The 21153-nt window shown below is 61.1% G+C and carries 19 protein-coding genes; 11 read left to right on the top strand and 8 right to left on the bottom strand.

Annotation, left to right across the window (positions count from 1 at the left end; all coding sequences use genetic code 11):
• The first annotated feature begins 88 nt into the window (after positions 1-88).
• Genes menD through menE form a run of 5 tightly spaced genes read left to right on the top strand, consistent with a single transcriptional unit; the run spans position 89 to position 5709 of the window.
• A complete protein-coding gene (gene menD / locus VPX56_RS15395) occupies positions 89-1759 on the top strand; it encodes a 2-succinyl-5-enolpyruvyl-6-hydroxy-3-cyclohexene-1-carboxylic-acid synthase (protein WP_326467455.1) in 1671 nt (556 codons plus the stop codon).
• The gene (gene menH, locus VPX56_RS15390) at positions 1756-2532 is read left to right on the top strand and encodes a 2-succinyl-6-hydroxy-2,4-cyclohexadiene-1-carboxylate synthase (protein ID WP_326467453.1); all 777 of its coding nucleotides are present in this window, start codon (positions 1756-1758) and stop codon (positions 2530-2532) included. The genes menD and menH overlap by 4 nt, the downstream gene beginning before the upstream one ends.
• Positions 2529-3386, top strand: coding sequence for a 1,4-dihydroxy-2-naphthoyl-CoA synthase (gene menB, locus VPX56_RS15385; RefSeq protein ID WP_080328564.1), 858 nt, complete (start codon positions 2529-2531; stop codon positions 3384-3386). The genes menH and menB overlap by 4 nt, the downstream gene beginning before the upstream one ends.
• The gene (gene menC / locus VPX56_RS15380) at positions 3386-4351 is read left to right on the top strand and encodes an o-succinylbenzoate synthase (protein WP_131634894.1); all 966 of its coding nucleotides are present in this window, start codon (positions 3386-3388) and stop codon (positions 4349-4351) included. The genes menB and menC overlap by 1 nt, the downstream gene beginning before the upstream one ends.
• Positions 4348-5709 (top strand): o-succinylbenzoate--CoA ligase, encoded by a 1362-nt coding sequence (gene menE / locus VPX56_RS15375; RefSeq protein WP_263609848.1) that lies wholly within the window; start codon positions 4348-4350, stop codon positions 5707-5709. Before menC ends, menE begins: the two co-directional genes overlap by 4 nt.
• Here the strand turns inward: menE and VPX56_RS15370 are convergent, their stop codons facing one another.
• Genes VPX56_RS15370 through VPX56_RS15360 form a run of 3 tightly spaced genes read right to left on the bottom strand, consistent with a single transcriptional unit; the run spans position 5710 to position 8659 of the window.
• On the bottom strand, positions 5710-7224 hold the full coding sequence (locus VPX56_RS15370; protein ID WP_131634896.1) for a tripartite tricarboxylate transporter permease: 1515 nt from the start codon (positions 7222-7224) through the stop codon (positions 5710-5712).
• 11 nt (positions 7225-7235) lie between these two features.
• The gene (locus tag VPX56_RS15365) at positions 7236-7667 is read right to left on the bottom strand and encodes a tripartite tricarboxylate transporter TctB family protein (protein WP_131634897.1); all 432 of its coding nucleotides are present in this window, start codon (positions 7665-7667) and stop codon (positions 7236-7238) included.
• A gap of 11 nt (positions 7668-7678) precedes the next feature.
• Positions 7679-8659 (bottom strand): Bug family tripartite tricarboxylate transporter substrate binding protein, encoded by a 981-nt coding sequence (locus VPX56_RS15360; RefSeq protein ID WP_131634898.1) that lies wholly within the window; start codon positions 8657-8659, stop codon positions 7679-7681.
• A 150-nt stretch (positions 8660-8809) separates the two neighbouring features.
• Here VPX56_RS15360 and tctD point away from each other — a divergent pair, with 150 nt between their 5' ends.
• From tctD to VPX56_RS15340, 4 genes are all read left to right on the top strand, one after another.
• Positions 8810-9484: a transcriptional regulator TctD gene (gene tctD, locus VPX56_RS15355; protein WP_131634900.1), complete on the top strand. Its 675-nt coding sequence runs from the start codon at positions 8810-8812 to the stop codon at positions 9482-9484.
• Positions 9471-10880 (top strand): sensor histidine kinase, encoded by a 1410-nt coding sequence (locus tag VPX56_RS15350; RefSeq protein ID WP_326467445.1) that lies wholly within the window; start codon positions 9471-9473, stop codon positions 10878-10880. Before tctD ends, VPX56_RS15350 begins: the two co-directional genes overlap by 14 nt.
• 129 nt (positions 10881-11009) lie before the next feature.
• Positions 11010-11549 carry a YfaZ family outer membrane protein gene (locus tag VPX56_RS15345; RefSeq protein ID WP_131634902.1) on the top strand — a complete coding sequence of 180 codons (540 nt, stop codon included), beginning with the start codon at positions 11010-11012 and terminating at the stop codon, positions 11547-11549.
• Positions 11550-11643: 94 nt separating this feature from the next.
• Positions 11644-12843 carry a nicotinamide mononucleotide deamidase-related protein YfaY gene (locus tag VPX56_RS15340; protein ID WP_263609852.1) on the top strand — a complete coding sequence of 400 codons (1200 nt, stop codon included), beginning with the start codon at positions 11644-11646 and terminating at the stop codon, positions 12841-12843.
• A 32-nt stretch (positions 12844-12875) separates the two neighbouring features.
• On the opposite strand, the gene glpC is transcribed toward VPX56_RS15340, so the two are convergent.
• Genes glpC through glpA form a run of 3 tightly spaced genes read right to left on the bottom strand, consistent with a single transcriptional unit; the run spans position 12876 to position 16898 of the window.
• A complete protein-coding gene (glpC, locus tag VPX56_RS15335; RefSeq protein WP_326467441.1) occupies positions 12876-14066 on the bottom strand; it encodes an anaerobic glycerol-3-phosphate dehydrogenase subunit GlpC in 1191 nt (396 codons plus the stop codon).
• Positions 14063-15280, bottom strand: a complete 1218-nt coding sequence (gene glpB, locus VPX56_RS15330; RefSeq protein ID WP_326467439.1) for a glycerol-3-phosphate dehydrogenase subunit GlpB — start codon at positions 15278-15280, stop codon at positions 14063-14065. Before glpB ends, glpC begins: the two co-directional genes overlap by 4 nt.
• A complete protein-coding gene (gene glpA / locus VPX56_RS15325) occupies positions 15270-16898 on the bottom strand; it encodes an anaerobic glycerol-3-phosphate dehydrogenase subunit A (RefSeq protein ID WP_326467437.1) in 1629 nt (542 codons plus the stop codon). Before glpA ends, glpB begins: the two co-directional genes overlap by 11 nt.
• A 251-nt stretch (positions 16899-17149) precedes the next feature.
• Here glpA and glpT point away from each other — a divergent pair, with 251 nt between their 5' ends.
• Both glpT and glpQ read left to right on the top strand, forming a co-directional pair.
• A complete protein-coding gene (gene glpT / locus VPX56_RS15320; RefSeq protein WP_131634907.1) occupies positions 17150-18502 on the top strand; it encodes a glycerol-3-phosphate transporter in 1353 nt (450 codons plus the stop codon).
• An 11-nt stretch (positions 18503-18513) separates the two neighbouring features.
• Positions 18514-19572, top strand: a complete 1059-nt coding sequence (gene glpQ / locus VPX56_RS15315; RefSeq protein WP_326467434.1) for a glycerophosphodiester phosphodiesterase — start codon at positions 18514-18516, stop codon at positions 19570-19572.
• A 104-nt stretch (positions 19573-19676) separates the two neighbouring features.
• On the opposite strand, the gene yfaE is transcribed toward glpQ, so the two are convergent.
• A complete protein-coding gene (yfaE, locus tag VPX56_RS15310) occupies positions 19677-19931 on the bottom strand; it encodes a class I ribonucleotide reductase maintenance protein YfaE (RefSeq protein ID WP_119937067.1) in 255 nt (84 codons plus the stop codon).
• The gene (nrdB, locus tag VPX56_RS15305; RefSeq protein ID WP_326467432.1) at positions 19931-21061 is read right to left on the bottom strand and encodes a class Ia ribonucleoside-diphosphate reductase subunit beta; all 1131 of its coding nucleotides are present in this window, start codon (positions 21059-21061) and stop codon (positions 19931-19933) included. Before nrdB ends, yfaE begins: the two co-directional genes overlap by 1 nt.
• Positions 21062-21153 lie beyond the last annotated feature (92 nt).

Raw genomic sequence — 21153 nt, 5'->3', positions numbered from 1 at the left:
TACTGATTCGCGCATTACCGATTCATATCAAAATTCCAAATTTTTCTATTATTTATACTGTGTCGCATTATTGATACCGGACAAACTCATGTCAGTAAGTTCTTTTAACCGGCGCTGGGCGACGGTGATCCTCGAAGCCCTGACCCGCCATGGCGTCAGGCACGTGTGCATTGCACCGGGTTCGCGCTCCACGCCGCTGACGCTGGCGGCGGCCGAAAATCGGGAATTTATTCATCACACCCATTTTGACGAGCGCGGTCTGGGCCATCTGGCGCTGGGCCTGGCAAAAGTCAGTAAAGCGCCGGTGGCGGTGATCGTTACGTCCGGTACGGCGGTGGCAAACCTCTATCCGGCCATTATCGAGGCCGGGTTAACCGGTGAAAAACTGATCCTGCTCACGGCGGATCGCCCGCCTGAGCTTATCGACTGCGGCGCCAATCAGGCGATCCGCCAGCCGGGGATATTTTCCTCTCACCCCGCGCAGGCGGTTGCGTTACCGCGTCCTACCCAGGACATTCCCGCAAGCTGGCTGGTTTCAACGCTCGATCACGCGTTGGGATCGCTGCGCAGCGGCGCTTTGCATATCAACTGTCCGTTTGCCGAGCCGCTGTACGGCGAAATGGACGACACCGGCCTCGCCTGGCAGCAGCAGCTCGGCGACTGGTGGGAGAGCGAAAAGCCCTGGCTGCGCGAGCAGGCGCATCTTGAAAGCGCAAAACAGCGCGACTGGTTCTTCTGGCGACAAAAACGCGGCGTGGTGGTTGCCGGGCGCATGAGCGCCGCCGAAGGGAAGCTGGTCGCCGAATGGGCGCAAACCCTCGGCTGGCCGCTGATTGGCGATGTGCTCTCCCAGACCGGGCAGCCGCTGCCCTGCGCCGATCTCTGGCTGGGCAACGCGAAGGCCGTCACCGAGCTTTCGCAGGCGCAAATTGTGGTGCAGATTGGCTCCAGCCTCACCGGCAAACGCCTGCTGCAGTGGCAGGCGACCTGCACGCCGGAAGAGTACTGGCTGGTGGACCCGCTGGAAGGGCGGCTCGATCCCGCTCACCATCGCGGGCGTCGCCTGGTGAGCGACATTGACGCCTGGCTGGACCTCCATCCGGCAGAAAAGCGCAAGCCCTGGGCCGTTGAGATCCCTGAACTGTCGCGTCAGGCGTGGGAACTCACCCAGGCGCAGTGCGACGATTTTAGCGAAGCCGGGCTGGCGCACCGTATACGTCAGTATCTGCCCGAGCAGGGTCAGCTGTTTGTCGGCAATAGCCTGGTGGTGCGCCTGATTGACGCGCTCTCTAAGCTGCCCGCGGGCTACCCCGTTTACAGCAACCGCGGTGCCAGCGGCATCGACGGGCTGATCTCAACGGCGGCGGGCGTGCAGCGCGCCAGCGCAAAATCGACGCTGGCGATCGTGGGCGATCTTTCCGCGCTCTACGATCTGAACGCGCTGGCGCTGCTGCGTCAGGCATCCGCGCCCGTTGTGCTGATTGTGGTCAATAACAACGGCGGGCAAATTTTTTCCCTGCTGCCGACGCCGCAAAGCGAGCGCGAGCGCTTTTATCTGATGCCGCAAAACGTGCAGTTTGAGCACGCGGCGGCGATGTTTAGCCTGAAATATCATCGCCCGGAAAGCTGGGAACAGCTGGAGGCGGCGTTAAGCGCGGCGTGGAAACAGCCCGGCGCAACGCTGGTTGAGCTGGTGGTGAATGATTCTGACGGGGCGCAAAAGCTGCAGCACCTGCTCGCCCAGGTGAGCCACCTGTGATCCTGGCTGGCGCGCAGCGGGCCGGAAAACCAGGCTACCCCTGGCTGGTCTTTTTGCACGGTTTCTCCGGCGACTGCCGCGAGTGGCAGACGGTTGGGGAGTCGTTAACAGACTATCCCCGGCTGTATCTTGATCTGCCTGGGCACGGAGGATCTGCCGGAATTTCCGTTTCTGGATTCTCCAACGTGAGCGATTTACTCGCCAGCACGCTTCTTAGTTACAACATACTTAACTACTGGCTGGTGGGGTACTCCCTCGGCGGCCGCATTGCGATGTTCCATGCCTGCCAGCAGCCAGCGGGGCTGAGCGGGATTGTCGTTGAAGGCGGTCATCCTGGGCTACAGAATGCAGATGCGCGCGAGGTGCGGTTAGCATCCGATCGCCGTTGGGCAACGCGTTTTCGCACTGAACCGCTCGCAGAGGTCTTTGCCGACTGGTATCAACAGCCGGTGTTTGCCTCGCTTACGAACGCCCAGCGCGGCGAGCTGATCGCGCTGCGTAGCCGTAACGACGGCGCGAATCTGGCGGCAATGCTTGAGGCCACCTCCCTGGCCGTGCAGCCCGACCTGCGTTCTGCGCTGAGCGCGTACAACGCCCCTTTTTATTATCTCTATGGCGAACGTGACGAGAAGTTTGCGGCCATCGCCGCCGAACTGAACGCCGAACGCCACGTTATTCCTCACGCCGGGCACAACGCCCATCGGGAAAATCCCGGTGCGGTTGCCGCGAGCCTGGCACAGATACTGCGTCTTCGAATAAAGGACACTCTATGATCTATCCTGATGAACACATGCTTTACGCGCCGGTTGAATGGCAGGACTGCTCCGAAGGTTACACCGACATTCGTTACCATAAATCCGCCGACGGCATCGCCAAAATCACCATCAACCGTCCGCAGGTGCGCAACGCGTTTCGTCCGCTGACCGTCAAAGAGATGATTCAGGCGCTGGCCGATGCGCGCTATGACGACAACATCGGCGTGATTGTGCTGACCGGCGAAGGCGACAAAGCGTTCTGCTCCGGCGGCGATCAGAAAGTGCGCGGCGACTACGGCGGATACCAGGACGATGCGGGTACGCACCACCTGAACGTGCTCGACTTCCAGCGCCAGATCCGCACCTGTCCAAAACCGGTTGTCGCGATGGTCGCCGGTTACTCCATCGGCGGCGGCCACGTGCTGCACATGATGTGTGACCTGACCATTGCTGCGGAAAACGCCATCTTCGGCCAGACCGGCCCGAAAGTCGGCTCCTTCGACGGCGGCTGGGGCGCATCCTACATGGCGCGCATCGTTGGGCAGAAAAAAGCGCGCGAAATCTGGTTCCTGTGCCGTCAGTACAACGCTCAGGAAGCGCTGGATATGGGCCTGGTCAACACCGTGGTGCCGATTGCCGATCTCGAAAAAGAGACCGTGCGCTGGTGCCGCGAGATGCTGCAAAACAGCCCGATGGCGCTGCGCTGCCTGAAGGCCGCACTGAACGCCGACTGCGACGGTCAGGCGGGCCTGCAGGAGCTGGCGGGTAACGCCACCATGCTGTTCTACATGACCGAAGAGGGTCAGGAAGGACGCAACGCGTTTAACGAAAAACGCCAGCCGGACTTCAGCAAATACAAACGGAACCCGTAATGCGTCGCGCGCAGGTTTACCGCTGGCAGATACCGATGGACGCGGGCGTGGTGCTGCGCGAGCGGCGGTTAAAAACCCGTGACGGACTCTTCGTGCATCTTCGTCAGGGCGAGCGGGAAGGCTGGGGTGAAGTTTCACCTCTGCCGGGCTTTAGCCTCGAGTCGCTGGATGACGCGCAGGCGGCGCTGCTGGCCTGGGTGCGCGAGTGGCGGGAAGGCGGTAATCCGGCGCTGCCGGACCTGCCTTCCGCCGCCTTCGGCATCAGCTGCGCGCTGGCGGAGCTGGACGACAGTTTGCCCCTTGAGGCAAATTATCGCGCCGCGCCGCTCTGCACCGGCGATCCGGACGACCTGTTCGCGCAGCTCTCCGCCATGCCCGGCGAGAAAGTGGCGAAAATCAAAGTTGGCCTGTACGAAGCGGTGCGCGACGGGATGGTGGCGAATCTGCTGCTGGAAGCGATCCCCGATCTGCGCCTGCGTCTGGACGCCAACCGCGCCTGGACGCCGCTCAAGGCCCAGCAGTTCGCGAAGTACGTCAACCCGGCCTACCGCAACCGCATCGCGTTTCTGGAAGAACCGTGCAAAACGCGGGACGACTCCCGCGCCTTTGCCCGTGAAACGGGCATTGCGATAGCCTGGGATGAAAGCCTGCGCGAACCTGATTTTGCGTTTGTCGCCGAGCCGGGCGTCAGCGCGGTGGTGATCAAGCCGACGCTCACCGGCAGCCTGCAAAAAGTACGCGAGCAGGTTGAGGCTGCGCACGCCCTGGGCCAGACGGCGGTGATCAGTTCGTCCATTGAGTCCAGCCTCGGGCTGACGCAGCTGGCGCGCATCGCGGCATGGTTAACGCCGGACACTATCCCCGGCCTCGACACGTTGAGCCTGATGCAGTCCCAGCTTATTCGTCAGTGGCCGGACAGCGCGCTGCCGTGCCTCGGCGCTGGAGCGCTGGAGCCGCTGCTATGAGGTTTACCGACTGGCCGTGGCGGCACTGGCGCGCGCAGTGGCCCGACAGGCCCGCTCTGCGGCTGAACGATGAGGTTCTCACCTGGCAACAGCTGTGCGCGCGCGTTGATAGCCTTGCCGCCGGGTTCCATCGTCAGGGCGTGGAGGAAGGCGAGGGGGTAATGCTGCTCGCCCATAACCATCCGCAGACCCTGCTGGCGTGGCTCGCGCTGCTCCAGTGCGGCGCGCGTATTCTTCCGGTGAACCCTCAGCTGCCGGGACCGCTGCTGGACGTGCTGATCCCGCCAATGACGCTGCGCCATGCGCTGGTGCTGGACGGCGCGTTTGACGGCTTGCCTTTACTGAGCATGAGCGAGTGTTCAGGCGATCGTGCAGCCTCGTGGCAGCCGCAGCGCCTGGCCTCTATGACGTTAACCTCAGGCTCGACGGGCCTGCCGAAAGCGGCCGTTCACACCTGCGCGGCGCATCTTGCCAGCGCGCAGGGCGTGCTGGCGCTGATGCCCTACGGTGATGACGATGACTGGCTGCTGTCGCTGCCGCTGTTCCACGTCTCTGGCCAGGGCATTTTGTGGCGCTGGCTGCTGGCGGGCGCGCGGTTAACCGTGCGTGAGAAACAGCCGCTGGAGCAGGCGCTGCAGGGCTGCACCCATGCGTCTCTGGTGCCGACGCAGCTCTGGCGTTTGCTTCATGCACAGCAGCGTGTTGCGCTGAAGGCCGTTCTGCTCGGCGGGGCGGCCATTCCCGTTGAGCTGACGGCGAAGGCGCGGGAGAAAGGCATTCGTACCTTCTGCGGTTACGGCCTGACGGAGTTTGCCTCAACCGTTTGCGCGAAAGCGGCGGACGGCGAGCCGGATGTGGGAACCGCCCTGCCGGGTCGGGAAGTGAAGCTGGTCGAGGGGGAAATCTGGATCAAAGCGCAAAGCATGGCGGCGGGCTACTGGCGAGACGGTGCGCTTCTTCCGCTCACTAACGCGCAGGGCTGGTTTGCCACCCGCGATCGCGGGGAATGGCGCAACGGTCGTCTGACGATTTTAGGTCGTATGGACAACCTCTTTTTCAGCGGAGGAGAGGGGATCCAACCCGAATCGCTGGAGCGCGTTATCGCCACGCATCCGCAGATAAGCCAGGTGTTTATCGTCCCGCTGGACGACGCCGAGTTCGGACAGCGTCCGGTGGCGGTGGTGGAGTGCGAGCCGGGAACGGATATCGCGCAATTCCCTGACTGGATCCAGGGCAGGCTGGCGCGTTTTGAACAGCCGGTGCACTGGCTGGCACTGCCCGCAGAGCTAAAAAATGGCGGGATTAAAATCTCCCGCCAGGCGTTAAAACAGTGGGTCAATGCCCTGCTTAGAAGCTGATCAGCCGACGTCCGGCTGAGGCTTGCGCTGGCGCCGACGCACCAGGCGCAGTACCGGCGGCACCACAATGACCACGATCGCCATCGCCAGCAGAACCTTCGTCACGCTGCTCTCCCACAGGATCGCCATATTGCCGTTGCTGATGGAAAGGGCGCGGCGCAGGTTTTGCTCCAGCATCTCACCCAGTACGAAGCCTAAAATCAGCGGCGACATCGGGAAGTGCATCTTGCGTAAGATGTACCCCAGCACGCCAAGCAGCACCATCAGCACCAGGTCGAAGGTTGTGCTGTGCACCGCGTACACCCCAACCGCAGAGACGGCGGCGATAGCCGGAACCAGGAACCACAGGGGAATGGTCAGCATGCGGGTGAACAGGCCGATCAGCGGAATGTTCATCACCAGCAGCATCACGTTGGCAATCAGCAGCGCCGCAATTAGGCCCCAGACGATATCCGGCTGCTCTGTGAACATCGCCGGGCCCGGGGTAATGTTATAGAGCGTCAGCGCGCCCATCATCACCGCCGTGGTGCCGGAGCCCGGCACGCCGAGCGTCAGCATCGGGATAAACGAGCCGCAGGCCGAGGCGTTATTGGCCGCCTCTGGCGCAGCGACGCCGCGAATATCGCCTTTGCCGAAGCTGTCGCTGTTGCCGCTCAGCTTTTTCTCGGTCATGTAGGTGATGGCGCTGGCGATGGTTGCCCCCGCGCCGGGCAGGACGCCGACGAAGAAGCCAATCACCGACGAACGCAGGGTGGCACCGATACACTGCGCCCCCTCTTTGGCGTTAAAGAGCATTCGGCCGGTCTTGCGCACCAGCGTCTGCCCGCTGCTGGTATGTTCCAGCATCAGTAAGATCTCCGATACAGAGAACAGGCCAATCACGACGACGATAAACTGCACGCCGTCGGACAGGTGAACGCTGTCGAAGGTGAAGCGATAAACCCCGGTGTTGGCGTCAACGCCGACGGTGGCCAGACTGAGGCCAATCAGCGCGGACAAAAACGATTTGAGCGGGTTCTGCGCCATCATGCTGCCGAGGCAGGCGATAGCAAACACCATCAGCGCAAAATACTCCGCCGGGCCAAACGCCAGCGACCACTGGGCCAGCGCAGGGGCGAACAGAATGATGCCGCCAATGGCGATCATGGAGCCAAAGAACGAGCTGACGGCGGAAATAGAGAGCGCCACGCCGCCGCGACCCTGCTGCGCCATCGGATAACCGTCGAGGGCGGTCATAATGGCGGCGGCATCGCCGGGAACGTTGAGCAGTATCGACGAGATACGTCCGCCGTATTCGCAGCCGATATAGACCGTTGCCAGCAGGATCAGCGCGGATTCCGCCGGCAGGTGCAGGGCAAAGGCCAGCGGCAGTAAAATCGCCACGCCGTTGATGGGGCCCAGGCCGGGCAGCAGGCCGACGATCGTCCCCACAAAGCAGCCGATCAGGGCAATCACCAGGTTTTCAGGGGTCATCGCCACCGCGAACCCCTGCGAGAGGTAAATCCAGGTATCCATAGCGTGCTCCGTCAGTTAAACCATGCGCCAAGGGGTAAGGTCACGTCCAGCAGGCGGTCGAAGGCGTACCAGAGCAAAATGCCCAGCACCGCGCCCGACAGCCCGGCCGCGGGCAGGGTAGCGTTAAACAACATGCCGATGACCATTGTCAGAATGGCGGTAGCAACCGGGAAGCCGAGCCATTCAAAGCCCCAGGCGTACATCAGCAGCACGATCACCATCACCAGCAGGCGTTGTAAAATCCGACGTGGCGGCCACTCCACGGTATCCGGATGGCGCAGCAGCAGCGCCACCGAGCAGAGCAGCATCAGGCCGACAATGCCCATCGGGAAGGGGCGCGGCCCCACGGGTTCATAGCTGTACTCGCTGTGGATCTGCCAGGCAACGAACAGTCCGCCAACGCAGAGCAGCAGCCATATTCCGGCAAAAATACGATCGCTCATAGCGCCTCCGGTTATTTCGCCAGGCCAAAGGCTTTTGCCTGCTCGCGGTAGTCATTCACCTGTTTTTTGACGTAGTCATCCAGCTGTTGACCGTTGAGGTTGAACTCAAACAGCCCGCGCAGATCGCGCTGCTTTTTGAACGCGTCGGTCTGCTGAAGTTTGGCGAAGGTCTCAACCCACCACTGGTACTCGGCGTCGGTCACTTTTGGCCCAACGAAGAAGCCGCGAATGATCGGCCAGACCAGGTTATAGCCCTGCTCTTTGGCGGTAGGAACGTTCGCCAGCTGGCCCGGCAGGCGGTTTTCCGCGAAGACCGCCAGCACGCGGATTTTGTCCCCGCTCAGGTAAGGCACCATTTCACTGAGATCGCCGGAGACCGCCTGAACGTGGTTGCCCATCAGCGCCGTGACCGGCTCGCCGCCGCCTTCAAAGGCCACGTAGCGCATCTTGTGCGGATCGACCTTTGCCTGCTGCGCCAGCAGGGCGGCTTTCATCCAGTCCTGGCTGCCGATCGACGCGCCCGCGCCAATCACCACGCTGTTCGGATCTTTTTCCATTGCGGTCAGCAGATCTTTTAGGGATTTCCACGGGGAGTCCGTGCGCACGGCGATCATGCCGTAATCCGTTCCCACGGTCGCGAGCCAGCGCACGTCGTTCACGTCGTAACGGCCAAATTTCCCCTGAGACAGGTTCAGCAGCGAGCCGCCGGAGAAGGCCACCACGGTGCCGGCTTCGGCAGGGCGCTGCGCCACGATGGCGTTGTAGGCTACCGCGCCCACGCCGCCGGGCATGTAGGTGACGCGCATCGGCTTCTCGATGGCCTTCGTCTCCAGCAGGCTGACTTGAATCAGCTTGCAGGTCAGGTCGAAGCCGCCGCCGGGCTTAGCCGGGGCGATGCACTCCGTGCGGGACGGAGCGTCCTGCGCCTGGACGACAGACGCGCTCAACAGTAATACGCTTGCAGCAAAAGTCGAAAGTAGTTGTTTTTTCATCATTTATCCTCACGCCGGAAAACCGGGGGTACGGGTACAGGTCTTTTTTCTGATTATGTGAACCGCCTTGTAGCGGTTCCGTTGCGTGATTGTTAAAACAATAACCTTTCATTTCCCTTTCACTGCGACACCAACTTTACAGGATGTGATATGCGTCTCTTACTCGCGGAAGATAATCGTGAGCTGGCTCACTGGCTGGAGAAAGCGCTGGTGCAGGGAGGTTTTGCCGTGGACTGCGTTAACGACGGAAGGGCGGCGGACCATCTGCTGCAGGGGGAAAACTATGCCGTTGCGATTCTGGACATCGGCATGCCCGGCTTCGACGGGCTGGAGGTGGTCCACCGTCTGCGAAAGCGCGGGCAGACGCTTCCCGTGCTGTTTCTCACCGCCCGCAGCAACGTGGCGGACAGGGTGAAGGGGTTGAACGCCGGGGCGGATGACTATCTGCCGAAGCCCTTCGAGCTGGAAGAGCTTGATGCGCGCCTGCGCGCGCTGCTGCGCCGAAGCGAAGGGCGCACGCAGGAGCGCCAGCTTCTGGGGGCGCTGGAGTATGACGATGAAGGCTTTTTCATGCTGCACGATGAACCGCTCTCCCTGACGCCGCGCGAACTTTCCCTGCTGAAGGTGCTGATGCATCGCCGGACCCGGCCCGTCTCGCGGCAGCAATTATTCGACCAGGTGTTCAGCCTGAACGATGACGTCAGCCCGGAGAGCATCGATCTCTATATTCATCGCCTGCGCAAGAAGCTGAGCGGCAGCGGCGTGAAGATCACCACCCTGCGCGGGCTGGGCTACGTGCTGGAGTGCGGCGATGAAGTGGGCTAAGCCGCAGTCGCTTTATCTGCAGCTATTGCTCTTTCTGGGCTTACCGCTGCTGCTGTTGTGGGGACTGTCGGCGTTTAACAGCTACGTCAGCGCCCTGCAGGCGGCGACGCAGGCGTATGACCGAACGCTGCTATCGTCGGCGCGAACGGTGTCAGAGCGGCTGGTGGTTCACGACGGCAGGCTGGAGGTCAACGTACCCTGGGTGGTGCTCGACAGCTTCGAGCTTAATATGAACGACAGGCTGTACTACAAGGTGGTCGATCCCGACGGGCGGGTGATCTCCGGCTACGACGACCTGCCGAAGATGCCGCCCTCCACGTCGCGCACCACGCTTTACCCGGCGCTGGCCTGGTTTTATCACACCGAATATCGCGGGCAGGCGATCCGCGTGGCGAAGCTGCTTCAGCCCGTTAATGAGGACAATATCGTCGGCATGGCTGAGATCTACGTCGCCGAAACGCTGCAGTCCCGTCGCTATCTCGCCAGCCAGCTGCTCTTTTCCTCCTGGGTTTCTCAGGGGCTGCTGGTGCTGCTGACGCTGAACTTAACGGCCTGGCTGTTACGCCGCGTGCTCCGCCCGATGCGCCAGCTCTCCTCGCTGATGGTGCGGCGCGAGCCGGGGCTGCTGGCGCCGCTGCCGGAGCTGCTGCCGTGGTCAGAAACCCGCCTGCTGATTGTGGCCTTTAACCGCTATATTGACCGGCTGCGCGGCGTGCTTTCGCGCCAGGAACGCTTTAATGCCGACGCCTCTCATCAGCTTAAAACCCCGCTCGCGGTGCTCAAAACGCAGGTCTCGGTGGCTTTAACCCGCAACGATCCCGCGCTGTGGCAGGAAAGCCTCCGGGCGATGAACGTGACGCTGGATAACACCATTGTGCTGACTGAACGCCTGCTGCAGCTTTCGGCGGTGAAGCGCAAAGAGCAGGGAGAGCGCCAGTTCACGCCGGTAGATCTGGTGCAGGTGGTGCAGAACTGCTGCTTTTCCCGGCTGGCGCAGGCGCGCAGCAAAGCGATCGATTTGGGGTACGACGGCGAACAACAGCCGATGTTAATGGAAGGCGATGTTGTTTTACTGAGCGAACTCTGCGCCAACCTGCTGGATAATGCCATCAAATACACGCCGGAGAGAGGGATCGTGACGGTTTTCCTGCGCGCGGGTAGCGGGGCGGTTGAGCTGAGCGTGGAGGACAGCGGACCGGGTATTGCAGAAAATCTGATCCCACAGGCCGTGCTGCCGTTTCACCGTCTCGATAACGTGGGCGACGCGGCCGGATCGGGCATTGGGCTGGCGCTGGCGAGCGATATTGCCCGGCTGCACCGTAGCCATCTGCAGCTGGCGCGCAGCGAAGCCTTAGGCGGGCTGAGCGTGAAAATCCGTTTTTTGCTGATGGAATAAAGGCGGATATTATCAAATCGTTACAAACTAATCGTCCTACGCACGCAGAGTCCATTGATCCCAGAGAGACTCAGGTTAAAATCTCGCGGTTTTGGGACATCTCTAATTAAATTGTGCGGGATCACGACAATGAAAAAAGTGGCATTGATGGGCTTAGGCCTGATGATTATCTCTTCGGCGGCAAACGCCATCAGCTTTAACGGCTCGGCGGGTCAGGATTATACCCACCTGGGCTTTGGCCTGGGTACGGAAACCTCCGGCCTGGCGATGACCGGCGGCTGGACGCATAACGATGACGACGGCGATGCGGCAAGCCTCGGCCTGGGTCTGAACGTTCCGCTGGGCCCGTTCCTGGCGACCGTTGGCGGGAAAGGCATTTACACCAACCCGAACGACGGTGATGAAGGCTACGCGGCGGCAGTGGGCGGCGGCCTGCAGTGGAAAATCGGCGACAGCTTCGGCCTGTTTGGCGAGTACTACTACTCTCCGGACTCGCTCTCCAGCGGTATTGACAGCTATGAAGAGGCCAACGCCGGTGCGCGCTGGACCATCATGCGTCCGATCACTATCGAAGCGGGCTATCGTTACCTGAACCTGGCCGGTAAAGACGGCAACCGCGATAACGCGCTGGCCGACGGCCCGTACGTGGGCGTGAGCGCAGGCTTCTAATCTCTCCGGCGCGGCGTTCCGTCGCGCCTGTTTCTCTCTTCTCCCTCGTGCCATATGCGTTATAGTGTTTTGACCATAGAAGTGGGAGAACACAATGATAAACGTGGAAATGCTATCCACTGGCGACGAAGTGCTGCATGGTCAAATTATTGACACCAATGCCGCCTGGCTTGCCGATGTATTCTTTGAGCAAGGATTACCCTTAACGCGCCGCAACACCGTGGGCGACAATCTTGAGTCGCTGGTGAATATTCTTCGCGAGCGTAGCGAGCAGTGCGACGTGCTGATTGTGAACGGGGGACTCGGCCCCACCAGCGACGATCTCAGCGCGCTGGCCGCCGCCACCGCCAAAGGCGAGGGGCTGGTATTGCACGAGGCGTGGCTGACGCAGATGGAACGCTTCTTTTCCGATCGTGGACGCGTGATGGCACCCAGCAACCGCAAGCAGGCCGAAATCCCCGCCAGCGCGGAGCTGGTGGATAACCCGGTCGGCACCGCCTGTGGATTCGCCGTTCAGCTCAACCGCTGCCTGATGTTCTTCACCCCGGGCGTGCCGTCGGAATTTAAGGTGATGGTTGAACAGCAGATCCTGCCCCGCCTTCGCCAGCGCTTTACGCTGCCGGAGCCGCCGCTGTGCCTGCGCCTGACCACCTTTGGTCGCTCGGAAAGCGATCTGGCGCAGAGCCTTGACCACCTGCAGCTGCCGCCGGGCGTCTCGATGGGCTATCGCTCGTCGATGCCAATTATCGAACTCAAGCTGACCGGCCCGGCGACGGAAAAAGCCGCCATGCTGGCAATATGGCCTGAAGTGCAGCGCGTGGCGGGCGAGAGCCTGATCTTTGAGGGAACGGAAGGGCTGCCCGCGCAGATCGCGCAGAACCTGCAGGCCCGCCAGCTGAGCGTCACCCTAAGCGAGCAGTTCACCGGCGGCCTGCTGGCGCTGCAGCTTTCGCGTGCCGACGCTCCCCTGCTGGCAAGCGAAGTCGTGCCGTTCCAGCAGGAGACGCTGGCGCAGACCGCGCGCTGGGCGTCCGAGCGCAGGGTGAAGCATTTTGCCGGGCTGGCGCTGGCCGTTGGCGGCGTGGACGACGAGCATCTCAATTTTGCCCTCGCGACGCCGGAAGGCACCCACGCCCTGCGGGTGAAAATGAGCATCACGCGCCACAGCGTGGCGGTGCGGCAGGAAGTGTGCGCCATGATGGCGCTGAACATGCTCCGCCGCTGGCTGAACGGTAAAGAGGTTGCCAGCGAGCACGGCTGGATCAACGTCGTAGAATCGCTGTTCGTTGAGTGAGCCGTGTGCCGGGGCCGTCGCCCCGGCAACGTTTAGCCCAGCGCCTTCGCCAGCAGGGTGATTGGATGTTCGCAGCGCTTGCTGGTGGACATCTCAATCTGCCATTTGCAGGTTTCGCAGTCGGTCACCACGATGTCCGCGCCGCTCTCCTCAATCTGCCTGAACAGCGGGGCGCCAATCGCCTGCGAGGTGGCGTAGTTTTCACGCTTAAAGCCGTAGGTGCCCGCGATGCCGCAGCAGCGCGAGTCCAGCACCGTCAGCTCCAGCCCCGGAATAAGCCGCAGCAGCTCAAGCGTATACAATGACCAGCCCATCTTTTCCATGTGGCACGGCGTGTGGTACACCACCTTAAGCGGTAAGGCCTTCAGCGGTAACGTTTTTCCGCTGTCCAGCCTGCGCCACAGGAAGCGCGTCGCCAGCTCAATGTGTTCGCGCAGGCCGGTGTTATCCACGTCCAGCAGGTGCGGATATTCATCGCGCAGCGTAAAGGCGCAGGTGGAGGAGGTGGCCAGCACCGGTGTCCCCCTGTCTACAATGGCTTCGCGCAGCGACGAGACGTTACTTTTCGCCTGCTTACGCGCTTTATCCGTAAATCCGTTGGCAATCAGCGGCACGCCGCAGCATTTTTCCTGACTCAGCAGCTCCACGCCGGTGCCCATGGCATTCAGTACCTTGAGCAGATCTTTTCCCAGCTGCGGATGGTTGTAGTTCACGTAGCAGCCGTGGAAGAAGGCCACCCGATCGGCGTACTGCGCCTGTTCCGCCGCGACGGATTTGTACCAGCGGCGAAAGGTGCCGTGAGAATATTTCGGCAGGCTGCGGTGATGGTCGATTTTAAGCGTGGCATCCAGCAGCTGGCGCACCGGCTTGAGTGCGGTTGCGGCATTCACCAGCGGGGCAAACGGCGTCGAGACGCTGCCCATCAGGTCGGTATGGCTTAGGATCGCGTCGCGCAGCGTCGGCTTCTGCGTGCTGTAGCGCGCGCGGGCGCGCTGGATGATATCGCCGATTTTAACATCCGACGGGCAGGCGACTTCGCAGCGCTTGCAGTTGATGCAGTATTTTAGCGCCTCGTCGTACAGTTTGCCGTCCTTCAGGCGAAGACGCTCGCCGTCCGGCCCGGCCTGCTTCGGACCGGGGTAGCGCGGGTTGACGCCGCTGACCGGGCAGACGGTGGTGCATACCGTGCATTTGATGCAGCTTTCAAAACGGGTATCGTTCATCGTTCAGCCTCCGTGCGCTGGATAATCTGCTCTGCCACGTGGAGCGCCGTCACCGCGCAAACGCCGCCGCCGCAGCCCTGCACGATGGGGTCGTAGCCGCCCAGCAGCGAGCCGATGGCAAAGAGATTACTGACGGGTTTACCGGAAAGTTGCGGATGCAGCTGGTTATCGACAATCACGCCGAACTGCTGCCAGGGCTGCGGGGTGAAGAAATCACTCTGATACCAGTCCGCGCGCGAGGCGCTTTGCCGGACGTCCAGCCCCAGGATCGCCTCCCGAATGCCCTCCCGGCTGCTGAGCAATCCGTTGCTGAAAAAGCTGCCGCTGGCCAGCACCGTATAGCGTGCCCGAAGGGGAATATCGCCGTGGTTTCGTGTCCACACCTCGCTGGCCTCGCCGCCGTTCAGCGTGATTTTTTTTACTTCATCACCCGCCATCCACACGCCGCCCTGCGCCACGAACCGGCGCTGTAGCTGGGTATGCAGGCGAATGCCCGGAACGGACGGTGGAAGCGTGGGAAGCAGCCCGAGGGTGCAGGAAAGACGTTCCGACAGCCAACGCCAGAGACGGTTGTCCACAAGGCCAAAGCAGGCGGGCATAAACAGCGCGTCGTATTTCTCACCGAGGGGTTTGAGCGCTTCATAGAGCAGCGGCCACTTATCTTCGTTATCCAGCAGTCGGGCAATATTGACCGCCCGGAACTCGCTGGGGTTATCGCGCAGAACGTCAAGCTCGGGCAGGTCTATCTCCGCTGTTTCTGCATTAACGCCCTGGCGACAGAGCGATGCCGCCGCGAGGTGCGGCTGAAAATCGAGAAAACCACTGATGCCGACCACCAGCACGGTCTCATCCTTAAACGGTGCGACGGGAACGTCTTCCGGGCTGAGCCAGGCGGAGCGCAGGGTGCCAAGCGGCGTCACGCGCTGATGGTTTTGCCGCGCGCTGCCCTGCAGCCGCGCGCCGCACTCTGCCAGCAGCGCTTCGGTTTCAAGGGCAAAGCGGTCAATATGCTGCGCGCCAATCAGGTGATAGGGGTGCTCGGGCGGCAGTTTATCGCGCCAGGCGTCGTCCACCAGATCCAGCGATCCCGACGAGAAGTGCAGGGCGCTCTGACCCCGGGTGATAATGGCGCAGCGCAGCCCCTGCTTCGTGAGCTTAATGCCGCAGAGCAGGCCCGCCAGGCCGCCGCCGATAATCACGGTATCAAATTTCATCCTGTGGCTCCTTTTCAAGGCCGCAAAGTCCCTGGTAGACCCAGCGGGTGAACTCGCTTTCGCGCAGGGCGTCCCCCCAGGCGACGGGCTGAATGCCTTTCCAGCGTTCGTTCAGGAAATCGCTGAGCTGAGCAAGCGACTGGGTAGAGGAGGTGGCGTGAAAACGCTGCAATAGCCCGGCGGCACGGCAGGCGCACAGCTCGCCCTGACAGGTCCCCATCCCGACGCGCGTGCGGCGGCGTAAATCGAGCAGGTTATTCACCGTCAGATTCTCCACGGCGTACTGCACTTCCCCGGCGGTGACCGCTTCGCACTCGCACACCAGGCTGCGGCTCAGGCGACCTTCACCCAGCCACTGCGGCGTTCTGTCGCCGTGGCGGTAGATAGCGGACCCGCGCAGCGGCGCGGGGAGCGAGATGATTTTTTGCAGCGTCTTCTCGGTGGACTGCCGCGAGCCGGGCAGCGGCTGTTCCGCCGTCACGCAGCGTTCGGTATTCCCCAGCTTGCGGCAGACGGCATCGGTTGCCCACTCGGCCATCAGGCGGTAGGTCATCAGCTTGCCGCCGGTGATGGTGATAAAGCCCTCCATCCCGTCGCGCTCGGCGTGATCGAGCAGCACGATCCCCCGGCTGACGTTGCGCCCGCTCGGGTCATTGTCGCTGGCAACCAGCGGACGCACGCCCGCGTAGGCCCGCAGGATGCGCGTCTGCGCCATGACCGGAGCCAGTTTTTCCCCTTCGCGCAGCAGGATGTCGACCTCTTCGGCGGTCACGCGGTTGTAGTCAATCTCGCTGTAGTCGACGTGCGTGGAGGTGGTGCCGATCAGCGAAATGGTATCGCCAGGTACCAGAATGTCGGCGTCGGACGGTTTGCGGCAGCGGTTGATGACATGGTTGTTGATGCGGTGATCGAGGATCAGCAGCGACCCTTTGGCCGGGAACATGCGGATCGACAGATCGGCGTACTCTGCGATGCGCTGCCCCCAGATCCCCGCGGCGTTGATCACGACGGCGGCAAACAGTTCGCTGTGCTCGTTATACTGCGTATCAAAGACCCGTACGCCACGCACGGTACTGCTTTCGCGGATAAGCCCGGTCACTTCGTGCCCGGTCAGTATGCGCGCGCCGTGCTCGCGGGCGTCCAGCATATTGGCGGCGGTCAGGCGGAAGGGGTCGACGGTGCCGTCAGGCACTTTCACCGCGCCGATAAGCGCCGGGTTCACCGAGGGTTCCAGCCGCTGCGCCAGCGCCGGGTCCATCGCCTCTGCCTGAATACCGGCTGCATTGCAGGCGGTGATAAAGGTCGACTGAAACGACAGGTCATCTTCGGGAAGGGTAATAAACAGGCCGTCGGTGGGTTCAACGCAGTGTCGGGCGATGCGCTTGAGGATCTGATTTTCGGCAATACACTCGCGCGCGGATTCGCCGTCGGTGACCGCATATCGCGCGCCGCTGTGCAAAAGGCCATGGTTGCGCCCGGTCGCGCCGGTGGCGATATCATGGCGCTCCAGCAGCGTAACGCTTAGGCCTCTCAGGGCGCAGTCACGGGCGATCCCGGCGCCGGTGGCACCACCGCCAATGATTATCACATCGCTGTAGCGAGGATCGTGAATGGTCATTGTTTACCCTCTATGTTCGTTTTTTACCATTTAGCCACATCAATAATGTGGTTTGTTTGATTTCGAACATAAACGCGCGCAAATCGAAAGTGAAACGTGATTTCATGCGCTTTTTTGCGCATCCTGTCATATTTCTGTAACAATCTGTGCGTTGATTCACAGTAACAATCACCGTGATTTCTTAACATCCCCGCCTCTGGAATCCAGGTGCGAGCCACCTGCTCTCTCAATACAAGGCCACGGAGGCTGTTATGCTCAGTATCTTCAAACCTGCGCCGCACAGGGCGCGTCTGCCTGAGGCAGAAATAGATCCGCTTTACCGCCGTCTGCGTTGGCAAATCTTCCTGGGGATTTTCTTCGGGTACGCGGCGTATTATCTGGTACGTAAAAACTTCGCGCTCGCCATGCCGTATCTGGTGGAGCAGGGCTTCTCCCGCGGCGATCTGGGGTTCGCGCTGTCGGGGATCTCCATTGCCTACGGTTTTTCCAAATTCATTATGGGCTCGGTATCGGACCGCTCGAATCCGCGCGTGTTCCTGCCTGCTGGCCTGATCCTGGCCGCTGCGGTGATGCTGTTTATGGGCTTTGTGCCGTGGGCAACCTCCAGCATTGCGATTATGTTCGTGCTGCTGTTCCTCTGCGGCTGGTTCCAGGGGATGGGGTGGCCGCCGTGCGGGCGTACCATGGTGCACTGGTGGTCGCAGAAAGAACGCGGCGGCATCGTGTCGGTGTGGAACTGCGCCCATAACGTTGGCGGCGGTATTCCGCCTCTGCTGTTCCTGCTCGGCATGGCCTGGTTCAACGACTGGAAGGCCGCGCTGTATATGCCCGCCTTTGGCGCCATCGTGGTGGCGATTATTGCCTTCGCGCTGATGCGTGATACGCCGCAGTCCTGCGGCCTGCCGCCGATTGAAGAGTACAAAAACGACTATCCGGATGATTACAGCAAGGAGCACGAAGAAGAGCTGACCGCAAAACAGATCTTCATGAAGTACGTCCTGCCTAACAGGCTGCTGTGGTATATCGCGGTGGCGAACGTCTTCGTTTACCTGCTGCGCTACGGCATCCTCGACTGGTCACCAACCTACCTGAAAGAGGTGAAGCACTTCGCGCTGGATAAATCGTCCTGGGCCTATTTCCTGTATGAATATGCCGGGATCCCGGGCACGCTGCTCTGCGGCTGGATGTCGGATAAAGTGTTCCGCGGCAACCGCGGTGCGACGGGCGTGTTCTTTATGACCCTGGTCACCATCGCGACCGTCGTGTACTGGCTCAACCCGCCGGGCAATCCTGGCGTTGATATGGCCTGTATGATCGTGATTGGCTTCCTGATCTACGGTCCGGTGATGCTGATCGGTCTGCACGCGCTGGAACTCGCGCCGAAAAAAGCGGCGGGCACGGCGGCGGGCTTTACCGGCCTGTTCGGCTATCTGGGCGGTTCGGTCGCGGCGAGCGCCATCGTGGGCTACACCGTTGACTTCTTCGGCTGGGACGGCGGCTTTATGGTGATGATCGGCGGTAGCGTGCTGGCGGTACTGCTGCTGATTGTTGTGATGATCGGTGAGAAACGCCACCACGCGGAAGTGCAGGCGCGTCGTCAATAAGGAGCATTGCGATGAAACTAACTCAATTAGCGACCGGCCTGCTGCTGGCCGGTTTGATGACCGGCTCCGCGCTGGCGGCGGAGAAAATCGTTATCGCCCACCGCGGCGCCAGCGGCTATCTGCCGGAGCACACGCTGCCGGCAAAAGCGATGGCCTATGCGCAGGGGGCGGATTACCTGGAGCAGGATCTGGTGATGACCAAGGACGACCGGCTGGTCGTCCTGCACGATCACTATCTTGACCGCGTGACGGACGTGGCGGAACGTTTCCCCGACGGCGCGCGAAAAGATGGCCGCTACTACGCCATCGACTTCACGCTGGCGGAGATCCGCTCGCTGAAGTTTACCGAAGGCTTCGAGATTGAGAACGGCAAGAAGGTGCAGGTCTATCCGGGGCGCTTCCCGATGGGCAAATCCGACTTCCGCATTCATACCTTTGAAGAGGAGATTGAGTTTGTTCAGGGGCTGAACCACTCTACCGGTAAAAACATCGGCATCTACCCGGAAATCAAAGCGCCGTGGTTCCACCATCAGGAAGGGAAGGACATTGCCGCGAAAACGCTGGAGGTGCTGAAACAGTACGGCTACACCAGCAAGCAGGACAAGGTCTACCTGCAGTGTTTTGACGCCGCCGAGCTGAAGCGCATCAAAACCGAGCTGGAACCGAAGATGGGCATGAACCTCAACCTGGTTCAGCTGATCGCCTATACCGACTGGAATGAAACCCAGGAGAAGCAGCCGGACGGAAAGTGGGTTAACTACAGCTACGACTGGATGTTCAAGCCGGGCGCGATGAAGCAGATTGCGCAGTACGCCGACGGCATCGGGCCGGATTACCACATGCTGGTGGCGGAAGGCTCAGCGCCGGGCCACGTGAAGCTGACGGCGATGGTGAAAGAGGCGCACGCCAGCAAGATGCAGGTGCATCCGTATACCGTGCGTGCAGACCAGCTGCCGCCGTATGCCACGGACGTGAATCAGCTTTATGAGGTGTTGTATAACCAGGCGGGCGTGGACGGGCTGTTTACGGATTTCCCGGATAAAGCGGTCGAATTCATTCACCGGAAGTAGGTTTTGTAGGTCGGGTAAGGCGAAGCCGCCACCCGACAATCAGGCTTTGCGGCCTGATGCCCTCACCCTAACCCTCTCCCACCGGGAGAGGGGATAGGACACAATCACATCTCGATCTCAATATCGCCTTTTGCCCGGCAGCAGCAGGGCAAAATTTCCCCATCGTTAATAAAGGCCAGCGGTTCGGTCAGCCAGTCCACCTGGCCTGCGACCAGGCGGCAGCGGCAGGAGCCGCAGTAGCCGGAACGACACTGGTACTCTACTTCTACCTGATGCGCCTCAAGCGCCACCAGCAGAGAAGGGTGCTCTTCCCGACACAGCACCTCAGTGCCGGAAAGACGTAGCGTCACGCGTGACATCAGAGCTGGAAGTCGCTCAGGTCGTCAGTATTCACTTCTGAGTCAATCTGACCGACCAGGTAAGAACTCACTTCCACTTCCTGCGGCGCGACCTGCACGTTATCGGACACCAGCCAGGTATTGATCCACGGGATCGGGTTGGAGCGCGTCTGGAACGGCAGATCCAGACCCACAGCCTGCATGCGGATGTTGGTGATGTACTCAACGTACTGGCACAGAATGTCTTTGTTCAGGCCAATCATGGAGCCGTCGCGGAACAGGTAGTCTGCCCACTCTTTTTCCTGCTGGGCCGCCAGCACGAACAGGTCGTAGCACTCCTGCTTGCACTCTTCGGCGATTACCGCCATCTCCGGGTCGTCCGTGCCGCTGCGCAGCAGGTTCAGCATGTGCTGGGTGCCGGTCAGGTGCAGGGCTTCGTCACGGGCGATCAGACGGATGATTTTGGCGTTGCCTTCCATCAGCTTGCGCTCGGCAAAGGCGAAGGAGCAGGCGAAGCTCACGTAGAAGCGAATCGCTTCCAGGGCGTTCACGCTCATCAGGCACAGGTACAGCTGCTTTTTCAGCGCGCGCAGGTTTACGGTAACGGTTTTGCCGTTCACGTTATGGGTGCCTTCGCCCAGAAGATGCCAGTAGCTGGTCATCTCGATCAGCTCGTCGTAGTAGTGCGCAATGCCTTCCGCGCGCTTCTGGATCTGCTCGTTGGTGACGATATCGTCAAACACCACCGCCGGATCGTTCACGATGTTGCGGATGATGTGGGTGTAAGAGCGGGAGTGGATCGTCTCGGAGAACGCCCAGGTTTCCACCCAGGTTTCCAGCTCAGGAATCGAGATCAGCGGCAGCAGCGCCACGTTAGGGCTACGTCCCTGAATCGAGTCCAGCAGCGTCTGGTACTTCAGGTTGCTGAGGAAGATATGCTTTTCGTGATCCGGCAGGGCCTGGAAATCGATACGATCGCGCGAAACGTCCACTTCTTCAGGGCGCCAGAAGAAGGAGAGTTGCTTTTCAATCAGCTTTTCGAAGATGTCATATTTTTGCTGATCGTAGCGTGCCACGTTGACCGGTTGGCCGAAGAACATCGGCTCTTTGAGCTGGTCGTTTTTCGTCTGTGAAAAGGTGGTGTATGCCATTGTGGTGAGTCCTGTTGAGATTGTATTGCCCGGCGGCACTGCGTTTGCCGGGCCTACAAAACCGTAGGCCGGGTAAGCGTAGCGCCACCCGG

It is taken from the genome of Enterobacter wuhouensis, assembly GCF_035835995.1.
GTDB classification, from domain to species: Bacteria; Pseudomonadota; Gammaproteobacteria; order Enterobacterales; family Enterobacteriaceae; genus Enterobacter; species Enterobacter wuhouensis.
This window is presented reverse-complemented; position numbering and strand designations above follow the sequence as displayed.

Excerpts from the sequence above, each read along its gene's own strand:
- menD (WP_326467455.1), top strand. The coding sequence starts at position 89 with ATGTCAGTAAGTTCTTTTAACCGGCGCTGGGCGACGGTGATCCTCGAA.
- menB (WP_080328564.1), top strand. The coding sequence starts at position 2,529 with ATGATCTATCCTGATGAACACATGCTTTACGCGCCGGTTGAATGGCAG.
- menC (WP_131634894.1), top strand. The coding sequence starts at position 3,386 with ATGCGTCGCGCGCAGGTTTACCGCTGGCAGATACCGATGGACGCGGGC.
- menE (WP_263609848.1), top strand. The coding sequence starts at position 4,348 with ATGAGGTTTACCGACTGGCCGTGGCGGCACTGGCGCGCGCAGTGGCCC.
- VPX56_RS15370 (WP_131634896.1), bottom strand. The coding sequence starts at position 7,224 with ATGGATACCTGGATTTACCTCTCGCAGGGGTTCGCGGTGGCGATGACC.
- VPX56_RS15365 (WP_131634897.1), bottom strand. The coding sequence starts at position 7,667 with ATGAGCGATCGTATTTTTGCCGGAATATGGCTGCTGCTCTGCGTTGGC.
- VPX56_RS15360 (WP_131634898.1), bottom strand. The coding sequence starts at position 8,659 with ATGAAAAAACAACTACTTTCGACTTTTGCTGCAAGCGTATTACTGTTG.
- tctD (WP_131634900.1), top strand. The coding sequence starts at position 8,810 with ATGCGTCTCTTACTCGCGGAAGATAATCGTGAGCTGGCTCACTGGCTG.
- VPX56_RS15350 (WP_326467445.1), top strand. The coding sequence starts at position 9,471 with ATGAAGTGGGCTAAGCCGCAGTCGCTTTATCTGCAGCTATTGCTCTTT.
- VPX56_RS15345 (WP_131634902.1), top strand. The coding sequence starts at position 11,010 with ATGAAAAAAGTGGCATTGATGGGCTTAGGCCTGATGATTATCTCTTCG.
- VPX56_RS15340 (WP_263609852.1), top strand. The coding sequence starts at position 11,644 with ATGATAAACGTGGAAATGCTATCCACTGGCGACGAAGTGCTGCATGGT.
- glpC (WP_326467441.1), bottom strand. The coding sequence starts at position 14,066 with ATGAACGATACCCGTTTTGAAAGCTGCATCAAATGCACGGTATGCACC.
- glpB (WP_326467439.1), bottom strand. The coding sequence starts at position 15,280 with ATGAAATTTGATACCGTGATTATCGGCGGCGGCCTGGCGGGCCTGCTC.
- glpA (WP_326467437.1), bottom strand. The coding sequence starts at position 16,898 with ATGACCATTCACGATCCTCGCTACAGCGATGTGATAATCATTGGCGGT.
- glpT (WP_131634907.1), top strand. The coding sequence starts at position 17,150 with ATGCTCAGTATCTTCAAACCTGCGCCGCACAGGGCGCGTCTGCCTGAG.
- glpQ (WP_326467434.1), top strand. The coding sequence starts at position 18,514 with ATGAAACTAACTCAATTAGCGACCGGCCTGCTGCTGGCCGGTTTGATG.
- yfaE (WP_119937067.1), bottom strand. The coding sequence starts at position 19,931 with ATGTCACGCGTGACGCTACGTCTTTCCGGCACTGAGGTGCTGTGTCGG.
- nrdB (WP_326467432.1), bottom strand. The coding sequence starts at position 21,061 with ATGGCATACACCACCTTTTCACAGACGAAAAACGACCAGCTCAAAGAG.